Below are 22956 nucleotides of genomic sequence, written 5' to 3'. Positions count from 1 at the left end.
GTCATGGCCGTACCGAAGGATGCCGTGTGGGAGCGCGATCCGCACACGGCCGCCAAACACGACTTACTCAAGCAGTACTTGGAAGCGTGGGCGCCGATTCTGCTGTCGCGGAACGATGTGATCACATACGCGGAAGGGTTCGCAGGGGCCGGCGTCTACAAGCAGGGCGAGCCCGGATCTCCCGTCGTCGCCTACGAGGTCTTCGCCCGCGCTCTGCACCGTTCCCCGAAGCGCATGTGGCTGGTCCTCATGGAAGAGGATCCCCGACGGGTAGAAGAATTGCAGCGTCAGATGGCCCTCGCTCAGTCGAGATACGAGGAAGACATCACTGCACGTCTGTCGATCGACATCGAGCAGGGAGACTTCCACCCGGCCCTTCTGAGGAAACTGCAGCGCACCGGCAGGCTGGGCAAGCCCCTCTTCGTCCTCCTGGACAGCTTCGGCGGGCCCGACATCCCGTACTCGCTCCTGCATGACCTCGGCCGCCACCGAAGCACTGAAGTCATGGTCACCTTCGAACCTGCCTTCCTCACCCGGTTCGCCGAGAGACACGACGGCCACCGGCAACTCGGCGACGAAGCCTTCGGCAGCCAGGAGTGGCAAGACGTATTCCGGCAGCCGTCCTCGCACAAGTTCACCTTCCTGCGCGAGCAATACCGAGCCACGTTACGCCGGGCCGGTTTCACGCACACGCTGTACTTCGAGATGGTCGACGAGGGCGGCAGGAAGCTGTACCTGATCTTCGGCACCCAGCACGAGCGAGGACTGGAGAAGATGAAGGACGCTATGTGGAAGGTGGACCCTTCCTACGGCGTCCGCTACCGCGACCCCAGGGACACCGAACAGCAGATGCTGGATCTCGTATTCGAACCGGATACGGCTCCGCTACGACGGATCCTGCATGACTTCATATCCGAAGCGCCCAAGGGGCGAACTGTCCCGGAACTCCAGCGCTACACGCTCTTGGAGACCGTCTACCGGCCCGCCCAAGTGATCACGGCCGTCCGACAGCTGCGTGAGTCGGGCGCCGTGACGACAGAACCGCGCGCCATCAACACCAAGACCCGAGTAAGCGCGGCTGCAACGAGTCCCTCTGCCGGTCCCTCAGCCGAGCAGGGTGCCCTCTGGTGAAAGGCCACCAGGGCACATCCAGGGCACATGAGCCCGGGAAACGGTGTTGACCTGTGAGAACTACGGAGAGGAGTTACCCCAGGTCAGCACCATTTTCCGTGCGAACCCCCAGGTCAGCGACCCGCCGCTCCCAATCGCTCCACGAGTGGCAGGACTTCTCGCATCGGCTGCATGAGGCGGCGCATCAGCCGTATTGCCTGGTGTGGCCCTGAGCCGGGGTTTCTTGGGGATTGGGCGGGGCTTTCGGGCTCCGCCCTCGTCATGTGCCGGGAGGGGCCGTCAGGCGGCCAGGGCACATTGGTTTTGCCGGGGGCACTGATGCGCCCTGGGCTTCTCGTGCCGGCTCCTCCGTGCAGGCGTCATCGATCGCCGTGCGGGTCCGCGTCTCGCTGGACGGCAGCAGGTGCGTGTACGTCCGCAGGGTGACCTCCCAGGCGGGCAGTCAGGCATGCCTTGGCCGCGGGCCACTCGTCGGCGAGGAGCGAGAAGTACACCGTGTCCCGCCAGGTGCCGTCCGGGCGTCGGCGGTGACGGCGGAGTACGCCTTCTCGGCGCGCCCCGATACGTGCGATCGCCGCCTGTGAGCGGCGATTGAGGTGATCGGTCTTCAACTGCACGCGGCCCATGCCCAGATCTTCGAAGGCATGGGTGAGCAGGAGCAGCTTCGACTCGGTGTTGACTGCGGTGCGCCAGTACGCGCGCCCGTACCACGTCCAGCCGATCTCCAACCATTCGTCGGCCACGTTGATGTCCATGTACGTGGTCCAGCCGATGGCTTGGCCGGTGGCACGGTGGATGACCGCAAAGGGAACGTATACGCCCTGCTCGGCGGCCTTGAGCAGCGTGGCGAGCTTGGCGCCCAATTCCGCCTGCGTCTGTGGCGCCGGCCCGCCCTGCCACCGCCACACCTCCTCGTCACCGCCTCCCGCCTCGAAGAGATCACCGAGATGCTTCACGGCGAGTGGCTCCAGGCGTACTTGGCGACCGGTGAGCGTGATGGGCAGTGGAGTCCGAGCAGGCATGGACGGAAGGTATCGGGGTGTCGCCCTAGGAACAACTCGATTCTGCCCTAGTGCAATTGCGCCACACCGGGGCGCGCAGCAGACTTCCGATCACCCGGTGGACCACTTGAGGTAGGCGGCGGTCTCGTGGAACCCCGGACCACGATAGAAGTCGGCCGCCCTGCGGGTGGGTGCCCTGCCTGCTGCGGCAGCGTCGATGATCCGAGGGAACGTGACGTCGTCGAAGACCTCGCGGTCGGGACGGTAGCTGGTCACGAATCCGCTCAGCAGACGGTAGATGTCATCGACGTCCGAGGGCGCGGCGTCGCGAATGTCACGCCGGCCCTTCCGTCGGCACAGCGGCGATCGGCGCCGTGGTTGCTGCCGGAACGGCGGCCAGGAGCTCCGCCGCCTCGATCTCCATGCTGCTGCCGGGCCGACTGCTTCCGCAGTGCACACGTCCCTGGCGTTCCTCTCGCTGCTGCCCGACAGCGCCGAGCAGCACGCCGTGCTGCGCCGCCGCCTGGACTTCCTGGAGGCTCCCGCCAGCTTCTTCTACGACGGTGACACGCCGCTGCGCGCCGAGCAGGTCGCCGACCCCTACCGGCGCGGCATGCTGCTCACCGCCCGCGCCACCAGCCGCGCCGAACGCGCCTGGCTCCACGAGGTCCTGGACGGCGACGGCGGCCGAGCAGCGGACGAACAGCCCCACCCGCAGACCCACACCCGTGATCGGAAGGACTGAACATGCTCGCGTCATGGTACGACCAGCAGGGCCCGGCCGCCGAAGTGCTCCAGGTCGGTGAGCTGCCCGACCCCACTCCCGGCCCCGGTGAGGTCCGTGTCCGCGTCACCGTCTCCGGCGCCAACCCCGGCGACACCAAGAAGCGTCGCGGCTGGACCGGCTCGGCCATGCCCTATCCGCGGGTGATCCCGCACAGCGACGCCGCCGGCATCATCGACGCCGTCGGCCACGGCGTCGACGCGCGCCGCGTGGGGACGCGCGTGTGGGTGTACGGCGCCCAGTCCTACCGCCCCTTCGGCACCGCCGCCCAGTACACCGTCGTGCCCGGCGACCTCGCCGTCCCGCTGCCCGACCATCTGTCCGACGATCTCGGCGCGAGCATGGGCATACCCGGCATCACCGCGCACCGCACCGTCTTCGCCGACGGCCCCGTCGACGGCAAACTGGTGCTGGTCAACGGCGTCCTCGGCGGGGTCGGCTCACTGGCCGCCCAGCTCGCCCGCTGGGGCGGGGCCACGGTCATCGGCACCGTCCGACGCGGCACCGAACTGGAAAGGATCGATCCCGAGGTCGTCTCCCACGCCGTCGCCCTCGACTCAGGCGACCCCGCCGCCGCGATCCGCGCCCACGCACCCGGCGGCGTGGACCGGATCATCGAGGTCGCCCTGTCCGACAACGCCGACCTGGACGACGCCGTCGCCGCGAACGGCGCCGTCATCGCCGCCTACGCCACCCGCGACGACCGCACCGAGATCCCGTTCTGGACCCTGCTGTTCGACAACGTCACCCTGCGCCTGCTCGCCAGCGACGACTTCCCCGCCGAGGCCAGGCGCCAGGCCGCCCGCGACCTCACCGCCGCGGCCGCCGTCGGCGCCCTCACCGTCGATGTCGGCGACCGCTTCCCGCTCGCCGACATCGCCAAGGCCCACGACCACATCGACGCCGGCGGTCGCGGCCGTGTACTGATCGACATCCCCCGGTGAAGAAGCTCCGACGTGACCTCCTCATCTCGCCGCAGTCGAGCGTGAGGGCGGTGCGGGCGAGGGGGGGAAGCCTCCGCCGCCGGTTCCGGAATCTGCGGGTCGGGCGCGGTGCGGGGGCCTGGCAGCATGGCCGCTGCGGCGGCGAGATCAAGGTGGGAGTTCGTGTCCAGCTCGAACCGGCCGAAAGGGTTTCAGGGTCCAGAACAGCGGAGACAGGGCCCGCCGGTCGGCATCGGTGAGCCGCTTCTGTCACTTCTCACCCAACTCGACCGCCAGCCACTCGGCGAGCTGGGCCTGGTCCTCCTCGGTGCACTCACGGAAGCCGAACGCGCCCGGATCTCCATCCGGTGCCGCTTGATCGCCCGCCCGCCCAGTCGTATGCGGCCCACTGTTCCACGGGCACGACCGTCGTGCTGGTCCACGGGGCGATGCACACCCTGTGGGTCCCGCCCGCCGCATCGCCTCCCGCTGCCGTGCAAGTGCCCGGCAGCGACTCCGACGGCGCCGGAGCCGACTGATCGGGGCGTCAGCCGCCTCCACGAGGTGCTTGCCGGTGCCGGCATGGGAGACCGTCACACCGAACGCCGCGGTGCTCGGTGAGCCGTACTCCCCCCAGGTGGCCACGGCCGACTCGACCCCGTCCCAAAGGCGGCGCGGGCCGCCCTGACGGACCTGCCAGCCGTCGTCCATGGGAGCGAGGACTGCGAAGTGGGTGGCGGCTGCCGGACGTTCCGCGTGCGCCGACCGCGCCCGGCTGGTTCCTGGACGGCGAGTTCGCCCTCGACCTCCACGACCCGTTCCTCGGCGGACACGGCCGCTGGACGGCAAGGCCGCCCGCGTCCCGACGGACCGGAAGCCCGGTACGTGCCCCCGCGCAAAGGGACCCCCGGCTACGGGCCCTGGGCCCGTTCGGCCGTGGTGCCGGCAGCGGGCGTCGGGCGTACCGCCCGACAGGACGGCCGGGGTGTGGTGTCCTGTCGGGCCGATGCGTGTCTGCTGGGATCACTTCTTCACGTACAGCACCTGGTGGAGGAGTGGGAGGTCCGCGCCTCCGCGGTATTCCTCATGGCACAGGTAGGCGGTCCAGCGCCCCTCCGTGATGCCCTTCTTGCCCTGGGCCTCGCAGTACGCCTTCGAGTCCGGGGTGGCCAGCCAGGCGGCCTCGTAGACGTATCCCTGCGGCGGGGCCCATCCTGCCGGAAGCTGCTGGGCGGGTCCGCAGTCGGCGAAGGGGACAGCGCTGCCGCGGCAGATCTTGGCGAGAGGGGCGCCGGCGTATTCCTTGTACACCGGCACCGATCCGGAACCGCAGTTCGTCGCCAGCTTGGTGAGGGGCCCGGGGAAAGTGCCGATCATCGGCTGGATCACGAGCGAGTAGCACTCCGCACCGGTGTTCCGAAGCTCTCCGTTTAACGCGCTTTTCCCCTCAACAGAACTGATAACGCCAGAAGCGCTTGCGGTTCCGTGCGTAACAGACCAGTCGGCCGCTGCTTTCTCGACGCCTCGGTTGCCGTCCGAGGCCGTGTCAGCTGCCGTCGCCGTGGCTGAGACGGAGACGGTGAGCAGGGCGCTGACGGTAGCGGCCGCGACCGTCCATCCACGCATGCGCATCAGAGCAGTTCCTCCTCGGTTTCCGCTGTGGCCACGGCCCGCTGCGCCACGGCTCTCGCGAGGAGCCGCGGTCACTCAGCGTGACCGTTGACCATGGTCGGGTAAACGCTACAAGCGTTCGACAGACGGTCAACGCGTTTATGGAGCGACACCGAGGGATCCAGCCAAGTCGGCGTCGGGCGCCTCGGGCGGTGCGTCGAGGTGGTCCCCCGCCGGGTGGGTCAGCCCTTGACCGCCGAACTGGCAACCCCCTGCACGAACCACCGCTGGAAGAACGCGAACACGACCAGTACCGGCAGGACCAGAAGGACGCCGAAGGCGAGGACCTGGCCCCAGTCCACGGGCTGCTGGCCCTGGAAGACGCTCATCTGCAGGGGCAGGGGGCGGACGGCGGGGTCGGAGACCATCAGGACCGGCCAGAGGAAGGAGCCCCACTGGGTGAGGAAGGTGAGGATCGCGACCGAGGCGAACACCGGCTTCGACATCGGGACGATGATCGCGAAGAAGGTGCGCCAGGGGCCGGCGCCGTCGAGTCGGGCGGCTTCCTCGATGCTCGGCGGGATCGCGCGGAAGAACGTGGCGAACTGGTAGATGGAGAAGGCGTTGGCGATGAAGGGGACGGCCTGGATGTAGATGGTGTTGCGCTGGTCGTTGAGCATGTAGAAGAGCGGGACCGCGACCGCTTCGAACGGGACCAGCATCAGCAGCAGGACGAGCGTGAACACGGCGCCCTGGCCTCGCCAGCGCAGTCGGGACAGGCCGTAGGCGGCCATGGAGTTGACGATCAGTCCGCCGAGGACCACGACGGCGGACAGGAGCACCGAGATGCCCATGAAGCGCCAGAAGTAGCCGGTGGCGTCGGAGTCGAAGTTGTCCAGGACGGCTGTGTAGTTGTCCAGGGACAGGTGGGTGGGGAGGAAGCCGGTCAGGCCGTTCAGGACCTCGTCGGACGGCTTGAAGCTGCCGAGGATCAGATAGAGCACCGGCAGGACGAAGATGAACGCCAGGACGCTCAGAACGGCGTAGTCGAGGAAGCGGCGCAGGGGTGTGCGGGTCATGGTCAGTCCTCGTTGCCGGGGCGGACGGCGCGGCGCTGGATGAGGGTCAGGACGACGACGATCAGGAAGAAGACGACGGTGATCGCGGAGGCCTGGCCGATGTTGTTCTGGTCGAAGGCCGTGGTGACGGCCTGGTACATCACGGTGCGGGTGGCGTCCTCGTCGAGTCCGCCGCCCTTGACGAGGACGTAGACCTGGTCGAAGACGCGGAAGGACAGCACCGAGGTGAGCAGGGCGACGAAGACGAGGGTGCCGCGGATGCCGGGCAGGGTGACGTGGCGGAACTGCTGCCAGCGGGAGGCCCGGTCGAGTTGGGCGGCCTCGTAGAGCTCACCCGGGATCTGCTGGAGGCCGGCGAGCAGGATGACCATCTGGAAGCCGACGCCCTGCCAGATGGACAGCACGATGATCGAGGCCATGGCGGTGAGCCCGTCACCGAGCCAGTCGAACGCGCCCCAGTTGCCGAAACTCACCGCGTGCAGCGCGGAGTTGAGCAGTCCGTCGCCGCTGCGGGCGAGGATGAGCCGCCAGATGACGGCGACCAGGGCCATGGGGAAGACGACGGGCAGGAAGAACAGGGACCGGAACAGGCCGATGGCCTTCAGCTTGCGGTTGAGGAGGATCGCCAGCGCCAGGGCCAGGCCGGTCTGCAGGGGTACGACGGCCACGGCGAAGGTCAGGTTGTTCAGCAGGGCCCTGAGGAACGGGCCGGACATGTCGGGGTCGGTGAACAGGCGCCGGTACTGCTCCACTCCGAAGAAGGTGGGTGCCAGGGGGGAGCCGAGGCGCACGTTGTAGAAGGAGAGCACGACGGCGTAGACGAACGGGATGCCGACGAAGGCGATCAGGCCCCCGAGGGCGGGCGCGGACATGAGCAGTCCGTGCACCCAGTCGCGGTTCCTGCGGGGCGGCCCCGCGGACCTGGCGCGTGTCCTGCGTGCGGGTGGGCCCTCGCTCTGGTGGCGGCCGGAGGGCGCGGCGGCCGCGGGTTCCACGGTTGTCACGAGAAGTCCTGTTCCCGGCGGGGCGGACGGCCTTGTGTCCAAGGTGTCCGCCCCGGCCGCTCTGTCCTGCGGGATTACTGGATCTTGTAGCCGGCGTTGTCGGAGAAGTCCTGGTCGATGGCGCGGGCGGCCTTCTCCAGGGCGCTCTTCGGGTCGGCGCCGCCGTACACCGAGTTGAGTGCCTCGCTGAACTTGGCGGTGACCGTGGGGTATCCGGCGCTGACCGGGCGGGTCACGGCGACACAGGACTTGGTGATGTCGCTGTCGCCGCAGGGCTTCGCGAGCTGGTCGGCGTAGAGCTGGAGCGGGCCGCCCTGCTTGTACAGCTCACTCTTGGCGAGCACGGACTTGGTGGCGGGCGGGGCGCCGTTGGCCGTCGTCATCGCGGCGACGTTGGTGTCGTTCAGGAGGGTGTCGAGGAACGCGCCGGCGGCCTTGGCGTTCTTGGTGTTGGCGCCGATGCCCCAGGCCCAGGAGCCCTGGCCGGTCTTGGGGCCGTTGCCGAAGTCGGGCAGCGGCAGCACGACGAGGTCGTCGCCGAGGGCCTTGCCGTAGGCGGGGTACATCCAGTGGCCGACCCAGCTGAGGCCGACGCGGCCCTTGGCGAAGGCGTTCTGGTCGGTGTTGGGGTCGGTGTACTTCTTCCAGGACTGGAAGGTCTTCAGTGCCGACACCACGGCGGGGGTATCGAGGGCGCCGTCCGCCTTGCCGTCCTTCAGCAGGGAGCCGCCGGCCGACCAGACGATGGGCGCGAAGCCGTAGGTGCCCCACTCGTTGGCGTAGCCGGTGCCCTCCTGCAGGTCCAGGCTCTTGCCGTCGGAGTCCTTCGCGGCCAGCTTCTTCACGGCGTCGGTGAACTCGGCGGCGGTCCAGGCGTCGGACAGGCCCTTGGGGTACTTCACCCCGGCGGCGTCCAGCAGCTTCTTGTTGCCGTAGACGCCGAGCCCCGAGTCGTACATGCCCAGGCCGTAGTGCTTGCCGTTGACCTCGCCCTGGGCCTTGATGGCGTCGGTGGCGTTCGCCATGGTCTTGCCGGAGACGTAGGCGTCGAGCGGGGCGAGCTTCTTGTTGTAGACGAAGTTCGCCATGGTCGGGCCGTCGAACTCCATCACGTCCGGCAGCTTGGAGGCGTCGGTCGTGGTGATGGTCTTGGTGTAGTCGGTGTCGGGGATCAGCGTCAGCTTGACCTTGATCTTGTCCTGCGAGGAGTTGAAGGACTTCACCGCGTTCTGCAGGGCGGTGGCCTCGCTGGCCTGGCCCTGGTGGGCCCAGACGGTGATGGTGCCCTTGCCGCTGCCGGCTTCGGCGGAGGTGTCGGTGGTGCCGCCTCCGCCGCAGGCGGCCAGCGCTGTCAGGGGGAGGGCGAGGGCCAGGGCCGTACGGGCCGTCCGGCGGGCTCTTCCGTTGCCGACGCTCATGGTGGGTGCCTCCGGTGTGTGGTGCGGGTGAGGGTGGGTGGTGCGGAGTTGCGTTGGGGGAAGCAGGTGCGTTGGGGCGATTCGGGGTTGCCACCGGGCGTACGGCGACGGCGGCCGAGGCGGCGTCATGTGGGCTGCCCCTGCGGCAGTGCGGTCTCGGCGCTCGGTTCCTTGATCACGAGGGGCAGCAGCTCCCAGGCGTCGACGGTGTAGCGCAGGTGGGTGTCCGGCGCGGTGTGGGCCTGCAGTCGCCACGGGCCGTCGCCCGTCGGGTAGAAGCGCAGGGTGAGTACCTGGCCGGTGGAGGTCAGGAAGACTTCGGCGATGGAGTGGTCGACGACCAGGCGCAGGTCGACCGGCTGATCCGCGGGGCAGGGCATCCGGTAGGAGCCGCCGCGGGCGCGGTCGTCCAGGCTGGCGTGGTCGCGGTCGACGACCAGTTCGCCCGTGGCGGCGTCGAGGCGGATGTCGAGGTACTCGGATCCGTCCGGGCTGGTCAGCAGCCGCAGGCCGGCCGGACCGGTCGTCTCCAGACGGGCCGTCAGGTCGAAGGCGCGGCCCACGCCGCCGAGGTCCACCGGCTCCGGGCCCTGGGTGACGCCCTCGGCCTGCACGGCGTACTCGCCGCGCAGGGCCAGTAGTTCGGCCGCGGGCCGCTGCCGCAGCGTGCCGTCACCGCCGACCGAGATCTCGCGGGGCAGGGTCAGCACGCCGGCCCAGCCGTCCGAGACCGACCACGCTTCCTCGCGGGCTTCCCCGGACCAGCCCCACAGCAGCCACCGGTCGGCCGGTGCGCGCAGCAGCGCGGGTGCGTAGCAGTCCGGTCCGTGGTCCACGAGGGCGGGCGGGCCGGCCTCGAAGACGTCGCCGTGTTCCTCGCCGACCAGGGCCGTGACGCAGCGTGGGCCGTCGTGGTCGTTCCAGGCGCTGAAGATGAGGGCACCGGGCCGTCCGGACCGCGCCGGAAGGTACTGGGGGCACTCCCAGCCTTCACCGGTGTGCAGGCCGGTGTCCCCGACCGGCTCCTGCTCGCGGGCGTCGAAGAGGCCCAGGTAGGTCCAGGTGTCCAGGTCGGGCGACTCGTACAGCAGGGCCGCGCCGCGGCCGTCCGCGAGAGCGGCGCCGACCAGCATCCGCCAGCGGTCGCCGTCCCGCCAGACGTACGGGTCGCGGTACATGGTGCAGCCTTCGGGCCATGCGGGGACGACCAGTTCTCCCCGCGGGCTGAAGGTCCGGCCGCTGTCGCGGGACGTGGCGCTGGTGACCGGCTGGTGCTGAGGTGAGCGGTCCCAGCGGTTCGCGGAGTAGAAGGCGACCAGCCGGTCGCCGTCGGACACGGCGTTGCCGGAGAAGCAGCCGTCGGCGTCCTCGCCGCCCGGGGCCGGGGACAGCGCGATCGGCAGCGCCTCCCAGCTCAGCAGGTCGGGGCTGCGGAAGTGGCCCCAGTGCATGTTCGCGTGGGTCGCACCGTACGGGTTGTACTGGTAGCAGACGTGGTAGTGGCCGTCATGGAAGACCAGCCCGTTGGGGTCGTTGATCCAGTTCCGGGGCGGGCGCAGATGCGCGACGGGCCGGTACGGATCGCAGGGCGCGGTGGACACACACGTGCCTTTCGATGGTGCAGGGAGCATGCGGGGAGGGGACGGTCACCGGACGAGGCCGGGCCCGGTCCCCGCGCAGGACTCGGTGAAGGCGGCTTCCACCAGCACTCGTCGCACGCCGCCGTGGCACGGCGACGGGGCGCGTCCGGCGCGAGGCCGGTGGCGCGGTGCGGGAAAGCCTTGCTGAAGCGCCGACGCCGGGCCGGGCGTCGGGTCGGGTCGGCGGGAGGGGCGCGGCTCAGGACTGGGGCGGCATCGCGCGATCCGTCCCGTCCATGCCCACCGGTTCGGCGGAGGCGGCGTCGGGGATCAGCGCGCTTCGGCGCCTCGACGGCTCATGGAGAATCCCAGGGGACATGTGTGTACCCTCACTGTGTTCCAACGTACTGGCAGGACTGACGGCCGGTTGCGACGGTCGCCTGTCGTGGTGCGCATGCTTCGCCGCCCCGGGGTCAGAGTCGGGGCGGCGAAGCGACCGATGCCCGCGCCACCAGCGGGCAAGGCAGCAATTCCGGTGTGCCCGGGCCCGGTGGCCGGCCCGGCGTCTTGGTGAGTGCGAGCAACTGGGCCACGGCCCGTGCCCCCATCTCGTAGTGCGGGAGCTGAACCGTGCTCAGCTGGGGATGAACGGCCTCGCAGACCAGCTCCTGGTTGTCGAACCCGATGACCGACAGGTCGCCGGGGATGGAGAGCCCCAACTCGGCGGCAGCCCGGTAAGCACCGGCGGCCATCCGGTCGTTGAAGCAGAACAACGCCGTGGGGCGCTGCTGCGCCGTCAGCAGACGCCGGGCGGCACGGTAGCCCGTGGTCACATCACCGCCGACCGTGTTGAAGGGCACGGCCGTCTCGGCGGCGACCAGCGACGGGTCGTAGGGGACGCCGACCTCGGCCAGCGCCTTGCGGTAGCCCTCCAAGCGGCCCTGCCGGGCGGGCAGGTCGACGGTCTGCACGGTCACGCCGATCCTGCGGTGCCCGTGGTCGGTCAGCTCGCGCACCGCCGTGTAACCGCCCTGGACCTCGTCGGGCACCACGAAGGGGACGGCGGGGTCGTCGGAGCGCGCGTCCAGCAGCACGGTGGGTGTCGAGCGCAGGCTGTCCGGCAGGTCCACGACGCGGTGGTACATCGCCGCGTACAGCACGCCGTCCACCTGCCGCTGGAGCAGCATCTCGATGCTCGTGCGCTCCAGTTCGGCGTCGCCGCTGGTGTTGACCAGCAGCAGCACCAGGCCCTCGGCCGCGGCGGCCTCCTGGGCGCCCAGGATCATCCGGCCCGCGTGCGGGGTGGTGGCGATCTCGTCGCTGACGAAGCCGATGGTCTGCGAGCGCTGGGTCCTCAGCCCCCGTGCGAGTCCGTTGGGCGCGTACCCGAGTTCCTGGGCGGCCTGCCAGACGCGCTTGCGGGTCTCCTGGCTGATCCGCTTGCCCTCGACCCGGTTGAGGACGTGCGACACCGTCGCGGTGGAGACACCCGCCGCGGCAGCCACGTCCTTGATCCCGATCCGGCGCGCCATTCCCCCGCCCAAAGTAGTGGATTTCGGGTTGGCTAATCGTTTAGCCAACCGCGTGCCCATGAGCGTGCCCATGACCAGAGCGTCTGTCAATGGCCTGTTACCAACTCTTGCCCGCTGTGTGTCCTGCGGGACGGGGAGCCGTCCCCGTGACCGAGCGATCCGCCAAGGCGTCACCGTCCGGTGACGGCCGTCAGTCACCACCGTCCCGGCGCTCCCGCTCCTCCGGCGGGCCGGGCGGCGGCGCGGTCGTCGATCGGGGGATCAGGGTCGTGGGCAGGACGATGTGCCGCTCGCGGTCCCCCGCGGACGCGTCGCCGTCGCCGTCGTCGATGAGTCGCAGGGCCAGCTCGCCGGCCACCCGCCCCATGTCCGTCGGCGACTGGGCCACCGTGGACAGGTCGAACCACTCGGCCAGTTGCTGGTCGTCGAAGCCGAGGACCGACATCCGCTGCGGGACCTCGATCCGGGTGGCGCGCAGGGCCGAGATGACGGCGGCGGCCAGCTCGTCCTGCTCGGCGAAGACGGCGGTGGGCGGTTCGCGGAGGCCGAGCAGTTTCCCGACCGCCTCCAGAGTGGTCCGCCTGTCCTGGGGCCGGGCGGCGACCACCAGGTCGTCGTCCAGGGGGACGCCCGCCTCGGTGAGCGCCTCGCGGTAGCCGGTCAGCCGTTCGTGGGAGCTGAAGGTGAAGCCGCTGGCGCCGACCGTCGCCACGAAGGCGATACGGCGGTGGCCGAGGTTGAGCAGGTGCCGGGTGGCCGTGCGGGCGCCGGCGACGTCGTCGACGTATACGCTCGGGCGGCCCTCGACGTGCTGGCTGACGTAGATGACCGGCATCCCCAGGTCGTCCAGGTGGGCGCTCTCCTCGTCGGTGAGGTCGAAGGAGAACACGAGCAGCGCGTCGGCGTTCCGCCGGGCGGGGAGGTGCTCGAAGAACGCGGCGCGCTCGGCCATGTCGGGGATCACATAGACCGCCAGCTGCATGTCGGCCGCGCGCAGCAGCAGGGCCAGGCTGGACAGGGCCGAGCCCATGAACCACGAGTTGAGCGTGGGGACGAGCACCGCCACCACGCCGGTCCTGCCGGTGACCAGGCTCGCCGCCTGCCGTGAGACCCGGAACTTCAGCTCGCGCGCGGCCTGTTCGACGCGGGCGCGGACGTCCGGTGAGACGGTCGGCAGGCCGCGCAGGGTGCGCGAGACGGTGGACGGGGAGACCCCGGCCCGTTCGGCGACGTCGGCCATCGTGGGGTGCCGCTGAGCTGGAGGCATGAGCGGACGCTAACACGGCCAGGGTCCGCCGGGCGGCTCGCTGGGACAGCGCTGTCATGGCGTTTTTGCCGGGTACGTAGGGCCCATTACCCGGAATTTGCGGACCGTTTCCCCCTGATTGCACGCCTGCCGTGCAAACGTTGTCCCACTGGGGTCGAAGCCGCCACCAAGAGGTCGGCCATCGAGGCTTCGACCTGCGCCTTTCTTCACCGTGCCCCGTGACAGCACAGTCTCGCCGCACACCGCCACCCTCATCGAGGAGAGAGACCGTGAAGAACACCAGGACCACCAGAGCCCTTCAGGGTGCGGCCACGCTCGCCGCCGCCGGGCTGCTCCTCACCGCCTGCGGCTCGTCCGGCGGCAGTGCCTCCACCGGGCAGGCCCAGGGCACCTCCTTCACCGGCCGTGGGCCCATCACGTACGTGGCGGGCAAGGACACCACCGGCACCGTCCAGACGATCATCAACCGGTGGAACAAGCTGCACCCGAAGGAGAAGGTCACCTTCATCCAGCTGCCGACGGACGCCGACTCGCAGCGGCAGCAGATGATCCAGAACGCGGAGACGAAGTCCGACGCCTACACGGTGCTCGCCACGGATGTCGTGTGGACGTCGGAGTTCGCCGCCCACCAGTGGATCGAGCCGCTGCCCGCGAGCCGGTTCCCGTTGCAGAAGATGCTGAAGCCGGTGGTGGAGACGGGGAAGTACCGCGGCAAGCTGTATGCCGTACCGGCCAGTTCGAACGGCGGGATGCTGTTCTACCGCAGCGACCTGCTGAAGAAGGCCGGCATCACCGGGCCCCCGGCCACCTGGGCCGAGATGACGGCCGACTGCGCCAAGGTGCGGAAGCTGCCCGAGGCCAAGGGCATGTCCTGCTACGCCGGGCAGTTCCAGAAGTACGAGGGCCTGACGGTGAACTTCTCGGAGGCCGTGAACTCCGCGGGCGGTCAGGTCACCGACGCGAACGGCAAGCCCGACGTCGACACCCCGCAGGCCAGGAAGGGCCTGGACTTCCTCGTCAACTCCTTCAAGGACGGGACGATCCCCAAGGAGGCCATCACCTACCAGGAGGAGGACGGCCGTCAGGCCTTCCAGTCCGGGAAGCTGATCTTCCTGAACAACTGGCCGTACGTGTACTCCCTGGCGCAGAAGAGCAAGATCGCGGGGAAGTTCGCGGTCGCGCCGCTGCCCGGCCTGAACGGGCCCGGCACCTCCAGCCTGGGCGGCTCGAACCTGGCCCTGTCGTCCTTCGCCAAGAACAAGGCCACCGCCCTGGACTTCATGGAGTTCTTCAGCAGCGAGGAAAGTGCCAGGTACTTCCTCAAGAACGCCTCGCTCGCCCCGCCGTACGCCGACCTGTACGACAACGCGACGCTGGACAAGCAGTATCCGTACCTGCCCGTCCTCAAGCAGTCCATCACGCGTGCCGTGCCGCGCCCCCGGGTCGTGCAGTACGGGGATGTCACATCGGCGGTCCAGCAGGAGGCGTACGCCGCCCTGACCGGCAAGAAGAGCAGCGCGCAGGCGCTGAAGGACCTCCAGGCCGAGCTGCGGAAGCTGACGGCGCAGTGAGGACCCGTAAGGCAACGGGCGCGGGGCGGACGGCGGCACTGCTGGTCTCCCCGACGCTGCTGGTGCTGACGATCGTCGTGATCTATCCGACGCTCATGGCGCTGAACGAGTCGCTGTACGGGCCGAAGGGGCTGGACCCGAAGACCGGTTTCATCAGCAGCACCGAGCCGTTCGTGGGACTGCGGAACTACACCGGCATCCTCACGCAGGCCGGGGACCGGTTCTGGAACGCCTTCTGGAACACGACGTTCTTCACCGTCGTCACGGTGTCGCTGGAGACGGTGATCGGTGTGGCCATGGCGCTGATCATGCACAGGGCGTTCCGGGGCCGGGCGGTGGTGCGGGCGAGCATCCTGGTGCCCTGGGCGATTCCCACGGCCATCTCCGGCCTGCTGTGGAAGTGGATCTTCAACGCGGACGGGATCGCCAACGTCCTCCTCGGACACCAGGTGCTGTGGACCGCCGACGGCTTCCCGGCCAAGCTCGCGGTCGTCATCGCCGACGTGTGGAAGACCGCACCCTTCATCGGGCTGCTGGTCCTGGCCGGGCTGCAGGTGATCCCGAAGGAGGTCTACGAGGCGGCCCGCATCGACGGCGCCGGCGCCCTGGCCCGGTTCCGGCACATCACCCTGCCGCTGGTGAAGCCGGCACTGCTGGTGGCGGTGCTGTTCCGGTGCCTGGACGCGCTCAGGATGTTCGACCTGCCGTACATCCTGATCGGCGCGCAGAAGGGCTCGGTGGAGACCCTGTCGATGCTCGCGCAGAACGAGGCCTCCAACGTCCGCTTCGGACCGGCCGCCGCCTACGCGGTGATCCTCTTCCTCTACGTCTTCCTCATCGCGCTCGCCTTCGTGCGGCTGCTGGGCGCCGATCTCATCGGCGACGGCGGCGCCAAGGGCCGGCGGGAGGCGCGGAGCAGGCAGCGCAAGCCCGCTGCGGCGCCGCGCCGTGCGGAGGTGATGGCATGACCGTCACGGCCCGTCTGCGCGGGTGGCTGCCGTATACGGGGGTCGCCCTCGTGGTGGCGTACTGCCTGGCCCCGTTCTACTGGATGCTGGTCTCCAGCCTGCGGCGCAGCACCGACATCTTCAGCACCTCGCTGCTTCCCGCTCCGCTGTCCTTCGAGAACTACCGGGCCGTGTTCAGCCCGGCGCAGGGGTTCACAAGAGCGCTGCTCAACAGCCTGATCGTCGCCGGCGTCACCACCGCGCTGTCGCTGCTGCTGGCCACCTTCACCGCGTACGCGACGGCCCGGCTGGAGTTCCGGTTCAAGCGGCTGATCCTGACGCTGATCATCGCCACCTCGATGTTCCCGGTGGTGTCGATCGTGGTTCCGCTGCTGAAGCTGTTCACGGACATCGGCTGGATCAACACCTACCAGGCGATGATCGTGCCGAGCATGTCGTTCACGCTGCCGCTGGCGGTGTGGAACCTGACCACGTTCTTCCGGCAGCTGCCGGACGAGCTGGAGCACGCCGCCATGGTCGACGGCTGCACCCGCGGCCAGGCGTTCCGCCGGATCATCGTCCCGCTCGCCGCACCGGGCCTCTTCACCACCGCGATCATCACCTTCATCGCCGCCTGGAACGAGTTCCTGATCGCCCTGTCGATGACCAACAAGCCCGGCATGCAGACGGCGACGGTCGCCATCTCGAAGTTCTCCGGCGCGACGACGTACCAGACCCCGTTCGGCAGCCAGATGGCGGCGGGCGTCATCGTCACCATCCCGCTGGTCGTCATGGTGCTGCTCTTCCAGCGCCGTATCGTCGCCGGGCTCACCGCCGGCGCGGCGAAGTAGACATCCGTCCAGGGCCTGCACGGCCCCTCACGAGGAGTGACACAGCAGCATGTCCGGTACCGCCCCGTGGTGGCGCAGCGCCGTCATCTACCAGGTCTACATCCGCAGTTTCGCCGACGGGAACGGTGACGGCGTCGGCGACATCGCCGGCCTGCGGTCCCGTCTGCCGTACCTCGAGTCGCTGGGCGTCGACGCCATATGGATCAACCCGTGGTACAGGTCGCCGATGGCGGACCACGGTTACGACGTGGCCGACTACCGCGACATCGACCCGCTGTTCGGCACGCTGGCCGAGGCCGAGCAGCTCATCGAGGAGGCGCACCGGCACGGCATCCGGGTCATCCCCGACATCGTGCCCAACCACACCTCCGACCAGCACGCCTGGTTCCGGGCGGCGCTGGCGGCCGGGCCGGGCAGCCCGGAGCGGGAACGGTACGTCTTCCGCCCCGGCCGTGGCCCGGACGGTGCCGAGCCGCCCAACGACTGGGTCTCCTGCTTCGGCGGTCCGGCCTGGACGCGGCTGCCGGACGGCGAGTGGTACCTGCATCTGTTCGCCCCGCAGCAGCCCGACCTCAACTGGGAACACCCCGAGGTGCGGGCGGAGTTCGAGTCGATCCTGCGGTTCTGGTTCGGCCGGGGCGTGGACGGGTTCCGGATCGATGTCGCGCACGGGCTCGTCAAGGACCCGGAGCTGCCCGACCTGCCGCCGCGCGACGAGCCGGCGGGGGTGCTGGGGCCGAACGCCCGCCGGGACGAGGCGGACGTACGGGTCCGGCAGCACGTCGACCACCCGCACTGGGACCGCGACGAGGTGCACGACGTCTACCGTGCGTGGCGCAAGGTGGCCGACGAGTTCCCCGGCGACCGGTCGTTCGTCGCCGAGGCCTGGGCGGACACGCCCGAGCGGCTCGCCGCCTACGTCCGCCGGGACGGGCTGCACACCGCGTTCAACTTCGACTTCCTGATGGCGAGCTGGAACGCGAAGGATCTGCGCGCGGTCATCGACGACTCGCTGGCGATGCTCGGCGCGGTGGGCGCACCGGCCACCTGGGTGCTGTCCAACCACGACGTGATGCGCCACCCGAGCCGCTACGGCCGCGGGACCGTCCGGCGCTGGGTCGCGAACGAGCCGTACCGGCCCGAAGGACCACTGGACCTGGAGCTCGGCAGGCGCCGTGCCCGCGCCGCCGCGCTGCTGATGCTCGCCCTGCCCGGCGGCGCCTACATCTACCAGGGCGAGGAGCTCGGCCTGCCCGAGGTCGAGGACCTTCCCGAGTCCGTCCTCCAGGACCCGATGTGGGAGCGGTCCGGGCACACCGACCGCGGGCGCGACGGCTGCCGGGTGCCCATCCCCTGGTCCGGGCGGACGGCCCCGTACGGCTTCAGCCCTCAGGGCGCCTCGGCCGCGCCCTGGCTGCCGCAGCCGGCGGACTGGGGCGACCTCAGTGTGGCGGCGCAGACCGGTGACGCGACGTCGATGCTGGAGCTGTACCGCGGCGCCCTGCGGCTGCGCCGCGCGCACCCCGCGCTCGGTGACGGCCATCTGACCTGGCTGGACGCCCCGGCCGGGGTCCTCGCCTTCAGCCGCGACCCGGGCTTCGTGTGCGCGGTCAACCTCTCGACCGAGCCGTACCGGCTGCCCGCGCACACCGAGGTGCTGCTGGCGAGCGGGCCCGTCGAGGGCGGGGTGCTGGCCGCGGACCAGGCGGTGTGGCTGGCCCGGTAGTCACTGGCCCGGTGGGCGCTGCTCCGGTGGGCACTGCTCCGGTGGTCACTGGCCCGTGGTCAATCGGCCCTGTGGTCAGGAGAGCCGGAACGGTGCCGGCAGACGCTTCCGGGCGGGCGCCGGCTGCCATCGGACGGCCCCCGTGTCCTCGCGTACGACGCGGCCGAAGGCCTGGTCCCCGAAGTGGAAGGCGAAGGCGTGGGTGCGGGGCATGAGCAGCCGGTTCAGGAGTGTCCTGCGGGCCCGCAGCACCGCGTCGACGTCCACGTCGGGCCCGGAGGGCCACTCGGGGCGGGTCAGCTGGGCGGGAGTGTGGAACGCGTCGCCGAAGACCAGGATCCGTCGTCCCCCGGAGGCCGAGATCACGTACGTGGTGTGCCCGGGGCTGTGTCCTGGGGTGACCAGCGCGGTGACGCCGGGCCACACCTCCGCGCCGTCGTCGAACCTACGCAGCACCCGGGACATCGGCACCATGAACCCGTCCCAGGACGGGGCGCCGACCTCGACCTCGCGCCGCCAGAAGGGTTCCCATTCGGCGCCGGCCACGAGGTAGCGGGCCCGCGGGAACGCCTTGCGCGGTTCCCGGTCGCCGGCCACGAAGCCGAGGCCGGTGTGGTCGGTGTGCAGGTGGGTGAAGGCCACGGTGTCGATGGACTCCGGGGGCACCCGGAGCTCGCGGAGGGTGCGCAGCAGCGCGCCCGCGCGGGAGACGCCGAGGGCCGCGGGCAGGGCGTTGCCGCCGAGACCGGCGTCGATCAGCAGCCGCCGCCCGCCCCGCTCGACGAGGAGGCCGCCCGCCGAGGCGGCGACCCGGCCGGAGCGGGTCAGCGCCTCGGGGTGCTGACGCCAGTAGGCGGCGGGGACGGCGGGGAGGAAGCCCTCGGGGTCCAGCTCCATCGCCCCGTCGACGATGTACGTGAGCCGGGTGTCCCCGAGGGTGAGGGTGCGGACGGCCGACTGGTCGTTCAGCGCGCCGATCCGGGTGGGGGCGCGGTGGCCGGTGTCGGCGTACGCGCTGCCCTGGGTGACGGCGAACGCGGTGGTGGCGGCCGCGGTGCGCAGTACGGCGCGGCGAGGGACGTCACGGTGGTGCGGGGTGTCTGTCATGAGCCTTCCTGCTCGGCTGTTCAGGGCGCCAGCAGCGCGGCGGGGTTGAGGGAGGTGACGGCACGGACCTGGCCTGGCGTCAGTTCCGCCTCCTTGAACCAGCGTTCGCTGAGCGCCAGCCACCCGGTCGGGTCCGGCTGGTCCGGCTGGCCGAGGTCGGAGCTGAACACCACCCGTGGGTGGGCGCGCACCACCTCTCCCAGGTGCTGGGCGTCGCGGTGCCCCAACAGCAGCGTCAGGGCGGTCAGTTCGACGTACAGGCCCGGCAGGTCCGTGAGCCGGGCGAGGCAGGCGGGCGTGAGACCGGACATCGGGTGCGTGGCGTGCGTCAGCAGCAGCCGCGGCAGGTCCAGGCGGGCCGCCTCGTCGATCACCCGCAGGGTCGCCTCGCGGTCGCAGTGCCCCGTCGCCAGGACGACCGGCAGGTCGCGCACCGCCCTGAGCACCTCGCGCACGGGGCGCCTGAGCCGTCCGCTGTCGTCCAGGACCCGGTTGCCGCGCCACCGGTCGGTGTCCAGCAGGGGGTGGAAGGGCTCCCGGCGCAGTCTGGAGCGGTGGGCGGGGCCGACGAGGGTGGGGAGGTGGACGACCAGCCGGGCGGGGCTGTCCGGGCCGTGCGCGCACACGGCCTGTTCCACGACCCGGGGGTGCACTCCCCCGGCGAGCTCGTTGAGGACGACGGTGCCGGAGACGGGCAGGCCCTCCTGGCGGGCCTCCCACGCGCTCGCCGCCGTGGACCCCAGGTGGCTCTTGATCACCACCCAGCCGTCGATCCCGGCGTAGGCCCGGCCGGCGCCGCCGGTGGTGAGGCGGCGCCGGTACAGGTCGGGTCCCGCGTGGTAGTGGACGTCCACCACGCGCCTCGCGAGCTCAGGCATCGGTGGTCTGCCGCGCCGGGCCCTCCCACGGCCTGGCGTAGCCGAACCTGCGGCGGGACTCGTCCAGGCGCAGTCCGGTGCCCACCGCCTCGGCGATCGCCGTCTCGGTCCGCTCCACCCGCTCCGCCCGGTCGGCGACCTCGGCGGCGTGTGCCGCGGGGACGACGAGGACGCCGTTGTCGTCGGCGACGACGACATCGCCGGGGCGTACGGTCACGTCGCCGACGGTGACCTCCTGCCCGGTCGCCGCCAGTTCCACCCGGTTCTTGCCGCTGACCATCGTGGCGCCGGTGCTGAACAGCGGGTATCCGGCGGCCCGGATCTCGGCGATGTCACGGGCCGACCCGTGCACCGCGGTGCCGCGCACTCCCCGGTTCTGGGCCACGGAGGTCAGCAGCGAGCCCCAGTTGGTGCAGGTGGTGCTGCCGGCGTTGTCGACGACCACGAACGAGCCCGCGGGTACGTCGTCCAGGTAGTTCGCCGCGTTGCGGAACCCCTCACCGGAGCCGTCCACCGGCCGGTAGGTGACGGTGTACGCCAGACCCGCCGTACGGGCCCCGGGCACCCGGGCGCTCAGGCCCGCGAGCACGCCGCCGATCCCCAGGCTGTCCAGGGCGTCCGAGACGGACGCGGTGTCCAGCCGGGCCAGCCGGTCCACCACGTCCTCGGGGACGACGGGAGCCGGGGCGGCCTCGCCCTTGCCGCCGGCCGTCAGTTCGCCGGCCACGGCCCGCGCCACCTGCCGGGTGCCGGCGGTGCCGCCCAGGTCGTACGTGACGGTCGTACGGGCGCGGGCGACGGTGCGTACGGCGCCGCGCAGTTCCTCCCCCGGGACGGCGAGGCCGAGGTGGTCGAGCATCTGGGCGACGGTGAGGAGCATCGCCATCGGGTTGGCCTTGTCCTGGCCCACCATGCCGGGCGCGCTGCCGTGCACCGGCTCGAAGTAGCTGCCGTGGTCGCCGATGTTGCCGCTCGGGGCGAGGCCGAGTCCGCCCATGACGCCGGCGCCGAGGTCGGAGAGGATGTCGCCGAACATGTTCTCGGCGACCAGGACGCCGAACCGTTCGGGCCTGCGGACCATCCACAGGGCGACGGCGTCCACGTTGAGGATCTCGGTCTCGATGTCCGGGTGGTCCTGGGCGATCAGTTCCAGGCGCTCGCGCAGGAGGTTGCCGCTGTTGCGCAGGACCATCGGCTTGTCCACGACCGTCAGGCGGCGCTTGCCGTGGGCCTCGGCGTAGGCGAAGCCGAAGCGGAGCAGACGGTCGATGCCGAAGCGGGTCTGCAGGCGCAGGGTCAGGCTGGTGTCCTGCGGGCCGGAGGCCGCCGCGTTCGGGTGGTGGCGCACCGCGTTCCAGAGCGGCTCGTCGAGGCCGTGGACGTCGATGCCGGCGTACAGGCCTTCGGTGTTCTCCCGGATGACGGTGAAGTCGAACCGTCCGCCGTCCAGGTCGGTGACGGGCCGGATGTTGGCGTACAGGCCGAGGCGCTGGCGGAGCTGGACGACCGGCGAGACGTAATGCAACCCGGTGCCGCGCAGGGACGGGGCGAGTTCGGCCTCCGTCTCGCGCAGCGGCTTGCTGGTGATGGCGCCGAGGAGGCAGGTGTCGGTGTCCTCCAGGAGCTTCCAGGTGCGCTGCGGCACCGGGTCGCCTTCCTGGCGCCAGCACTCCCAGCCGATGTCCCCGAACCGGAAGTCCAGGGGCAGGCCGAGTTTCTCGACGGTGTCGAGCGCGGCGGAGACGACCTCCGGGCCGATGCCGTCGCCCGGGAGGACGGCGACGCTCTTCGTCGGGTTCGGCTTCATGTCAGTCCCTTCTCCCGCAGGAAGGTCTCGATCAGTACGGACACTTCCGCGGGCTGTTCGGTGTGGGGGCGCATGCCGGCCTCGGGGACGACGTGCACCCGGTGGTGCGGCGCGGCGGCCGTATGGCGCCGGGTGACGAGCTGCGAACGCCCACCGACGATGTGCAGCAGCGGCCCGGGGTGGGCCTCGACGCCCGCGGAGACATCGACGCCACACAGCAACCGCAGCCCTCCGGCGAGCCTTTGGGCGGCCGTCCTGTGGGGTACGGGCGGGCCGCCGGCGGCGCAGGACGCGGGGTCGGCGCCTCCAGCGCCGGGTCGCGTCAGGCCATGGGCGGCAGGTGCCGAACCGCCGCTTCCCCAAGGGCCGGCGCCGGTGCCCGACAAGCCATCGGCAGCAGGTGCCGGCCTGTCTTGGGTGAAGGGCACGTCCGCAGAGCCTCCGGACAGACCCTCGCCGCCTCCGGCGAGGCAACCGCAGACACCTGCCGACCCGTCGGCACTCCCGGCGAGGCAACCGCAGACACCCAGCGGGCCGTCGGCGCTCCCCGCCATACCGTCGACGACTCCCGCCAGACCATCGCGGGCACCCACAGGGCCCGCTCCGACCCCCGCGGGCCCGTCACCGGCCCCGGCGAGGCGGCCGGAGACACCTGCCGACCCGTCGGCACTCCCGGCGAGGCAACCGCAGACACCCAGCGGGCCGTCGGCGCTCCCCGCCATACCGTCGACGACTCCCG

General features: G+C 70.7%; 19 protein-coding genes and 3 pseudogenes. 9 read left to right on the top strand and 13 right to left on the bottom strand.

Going from position 1 to position 22956, the window contains the following annotated elements; translation table 11 throughout:
• Positions 1–3: 3 nt before the first annotated feature.
• Positions 4–1131, top strand: coding sequence for a three-Cys-motif partner protein TcmP (locus NW895_RS00415; protein ID WP_289932943.1), 1128 nt, complete (start codon positions 4–6; stop codon positions 1129–1131).
• Positions 1132–1490: 359 nt separating this feature from the next.
• Here NW895_RS00415 and NW895_RS00410 read toward each other — a convergent pair whose 3' ends face one another.
• Together NW895_RS00410 and NW895_RS00405 are read right to left on the bottom strand one after the other, a co-directional pair.
• Positions 1491–2153: a GNAT family protein gene (locus NW895_RS00410; protein ID WP_289932942.1), complete on the bottom strand. Its 663-nt coding sequence runs from the start codon at positions 2151–2153 to the stop codon at positions 1491–1493.
• 90 nt (positions 2154–2243) lie between these two features.
• Positions 2244–2408 carry a hypothetical protein gene (locus NW895_RS00405; protein ID WP_289932941.1) on the bottom strand — a complete coding sequence of 55 codons (165 nt, stop codon included), beginning with the start codon at positions 2406–2408 and terminating at the stop codon, positions 2244–2246.
• 181 nt (positions 2409–2589) lie between these two features.
• Here NW895_RS00405 and NW895_RS00400 point away from each other — a divergent pair.
• The 3 genes and pseudogenes from NW895_RS00400 to NW895_RS00390 form a co-directional block, all read left to right on the top strand.
• Positions 2590–2877, top strand: a pseudogene (locus NW895_RS00400) (PadR family transcriptional regulator); the annotation flags it as partial.
• 2 nt (positions 2878–2879) lie between these two features.
• Entirely contained in the window at positions 2880–3860 is a 981-nt protein-coding gene (locus tag NW895_RS00395; protein WP_289932940.1) for an NADPH:quinone reductase, read from the top strand.
• Between the two features lie 716 nt (positions 3861–4576).
• Positions 4577–4719, top strand: a pseudogene (locus tag NW895_RS00390) (GNAT family N-acetyltransferase); the annotation flags it as partial.
• A gap of 143 nt (positions 4720–4862) precedes the next feature.
• On the opposite strand, the gene NW895_RS00385 reads toward NW895_RS00390, so the two are convergent.
• From NW895_RS00385 to NW895_RS00355, 7 genes are all read right to left on the bottom strand, one after another.
• On the bottom strand, positions 4863–5216 hold the full coding sequence (locus tag NW895_RS00385; protein ID WP_289932939.1) for a hypothetical protein: 354 nt from the start codon (positions 5214–5216) through the stop codon (positions 4863–4865).
• A gap of 476 nt (positions 5217–5692) precedes the next feature.
• Positions 5693–6529 (bottom strand): carbohydrate ABC transporter permease, encoded by an 837-nt coding sequence (locus tag NW895_RS00380; RefSeq protein ID WP_289932938.1) that lies wholly within the window; start codon positions 6527–6529, stop codon positions 5693–5695.
• A gap of 2 nt (positions 6530–6531) precedes the next feature.
• The gene (locus NW895_RS00375) at positions 6532–7533 is read right to left on the bottom strand and encodes a sugar ABC transporter permease (protein ID WP_289932937.1); all 1002 of its coding nucleotides are present in this window, start codon (positions 7531–7533) and stop codon (positions 6532–6534) included.
• Between the two features lie 74 nt (positions 7534–7607).
• Positions 7608–8951: a sugar ABC transporter substrate-binding protein gene (locus NW895_RS00370; RefSeq protein ID WP_289932936.1), complete on the bottom strand. Its 1344-nt coding sequence runs from the start codon at positions 8949–8951 to the stop codon at positions 7608–7610.
• Between the two features lie 125 nt (positions 8952–9076).
• Entirely contained in the window at positions 9077–10552 is a 1476-nt protein-coding gene (locus NW895_RS00365; RefSeq protein WP_289932934.1) for a glycoside hydrolase family 32 protein, read from the bottom strand.
• Positions 10553–11004: 452 nt separating this feature from the next.
• Positions 11005–12063, bottom strand: a complete 1059-nt coding sequence (locus NW895_RS00360; protein ID WP_289932933.1) for a LacI family DNA-binding transcriptional regulator — start codon at positions 12061–12063, stop codon at positions 11005–11007.
• 190 nt (positions 12064–12253) lie between these two features.
• Positions 12254–13330, bottom strand: a complete 1077-nt coding sequence (locus NW895_RS00355; RefSeq protein ID WP_354670055.1) for a LacI family DNA-binding transcriptional regulator — start codon at positions 13328–13330, stop codon at positions 12254–12256.
• A gap of 269 nt (positions 13331–13599) precedes the next feature.
• Here NW895_RS00355 and NW895_RS00350 point away from each other — a divergent pair, with 269 nt between their 5' ends.
• The 4 genes from NW895_RS00350 to NW895_RS00335 are packed head-to-tail and all read left to right on the top strand — an operon-like array spanning position 13600 to position 18425.
• Positions 13600–14901 carry an ABC transporter substrate-binding protein gene (locus NW895_RS00350; RefSeq protein ID WP_289932932.1) on the top strand — a complete coding sequence of 434 codons (1302 nt, stop codon included), beginning with the start codon at positions 13600–13602 and terminating at the stop codon, positions 14899–14901.
• Positions 14898–15869, top strand: coding sequence for a sugar ABC transporter permease (locus tag NW895_RS00345; RefSeq protein WP_289932931.1), 972 nt, complete (start codon positions 14898–14900; stop codon positions 15867–15869). Before NW895_RS00350 ends, NW895_RS00345 begins: the two co-directional genes overlap by 4 nt.
• Entirely contained in the window at positions 15866–16699 is an 834-nt protein-coding gene (locus tag NW895_RS00340; RefSeq protein ID WP_289932929.1) for a carbohydrate ABC transporter permease, read from the top strand. Before NW895_RS00345 ends, NW895_RS00340 begins: the two co-directional genes overlap by 4 nt.
• 49 nt (positions 16700–16748) lie before the next feature.
• A complete protein-coding gene (locus NW895_RS00335) occupies positions 16749–18425 on the top strand; it encodes a glycoside hydrolase family 13 protein (protein WP_289932928.1) in 1677 nt (558 codons plus the stop codon).
• A gap of 75 nt (positions 18426–18500) precedes the next feature.
• Here the strand turns inward: NW895_RS00335 and NW895_RS00330 are convergent, their stop codons facing one another.
• The 4 genes from NW895_RS00330 to NW895_RS00315 are packed head-to-tail and all read right to left on the bottom strand — an operon-like array spanning position 18501 to position 22438.
• Positions 18501–19532, bottom strand: a complete 1032-nt coding sequence (locus NW895_RS00330) for an MBL fold metallo-hydrolase (RefSeq protein ID WP_289932927.1) — start codon at positions 19530–19532, stop codon at positions 18501–18503.
• 20 nt (positions 19533–19552) lie between these two features.
• Positions 19553–20410 (bottom strand): DUF6282 family protein, encoded by an 858-nt coding sequence (locus NW895_RS00325; protein ID WP_289932926.1) that lies wholly within the window; start codon positions 20408–20410, stop codon positions 19553–19555.
• Positions 20403–22217 carry an isocitrate/isopropylmalate family dehydrogenase gene (locus tag NW895_RS00320; protein ID WP_289932925.1) on the bottom strand — a complete coding sequence of 605 codons (1815 nt, stop codon included), beginning with the start codon at positions 22215–22217 and terminating at the stop codon, positions 20403–20405. The genes NW895_RS00325 and NW895_RS00320 overlap by 8 nt, the downstream gene beginning before the upstream one ends.
• A complete protein-coding gene (locus NW895_RS00315; RefSeq protein ID WP_289932924.1) occupies positions 22214–22438 on the bottom strand; it encodes a hypothetical protein in 225 nt (74 codons plus the stop codon). The genes NW895_RS00320 and NW895_RS00315 overlap by 4 nt, the downstream gene beginning before the upstream one ends.
• 192 nt (positions 22439–22630) lie before the next feature.
• Between NW895_RS00315 and NW895_RS00310 the strand changes: the two are divergent.
• A pseudogene (locus tag NW895_RS00310) lies at positions 22631–22956 on the top strand (hypothetical protein); the annotation flags it as partial.

Source organism: Streptomyces sp. S.PNR 29, from assembly GCF_030386795.1.
In the GTDB taxonomy this organism is placed as follows: Bacteria; Actinomycetota; Actinomycetes; order Streptomycetales; family Streptomycetaceae; genus Streptomyces.
The sequence above is the reverse complement of the archived record's forward strand: the minus strand, read 5'-3'. Positions and strand labels throughout refer to the sequence as shown.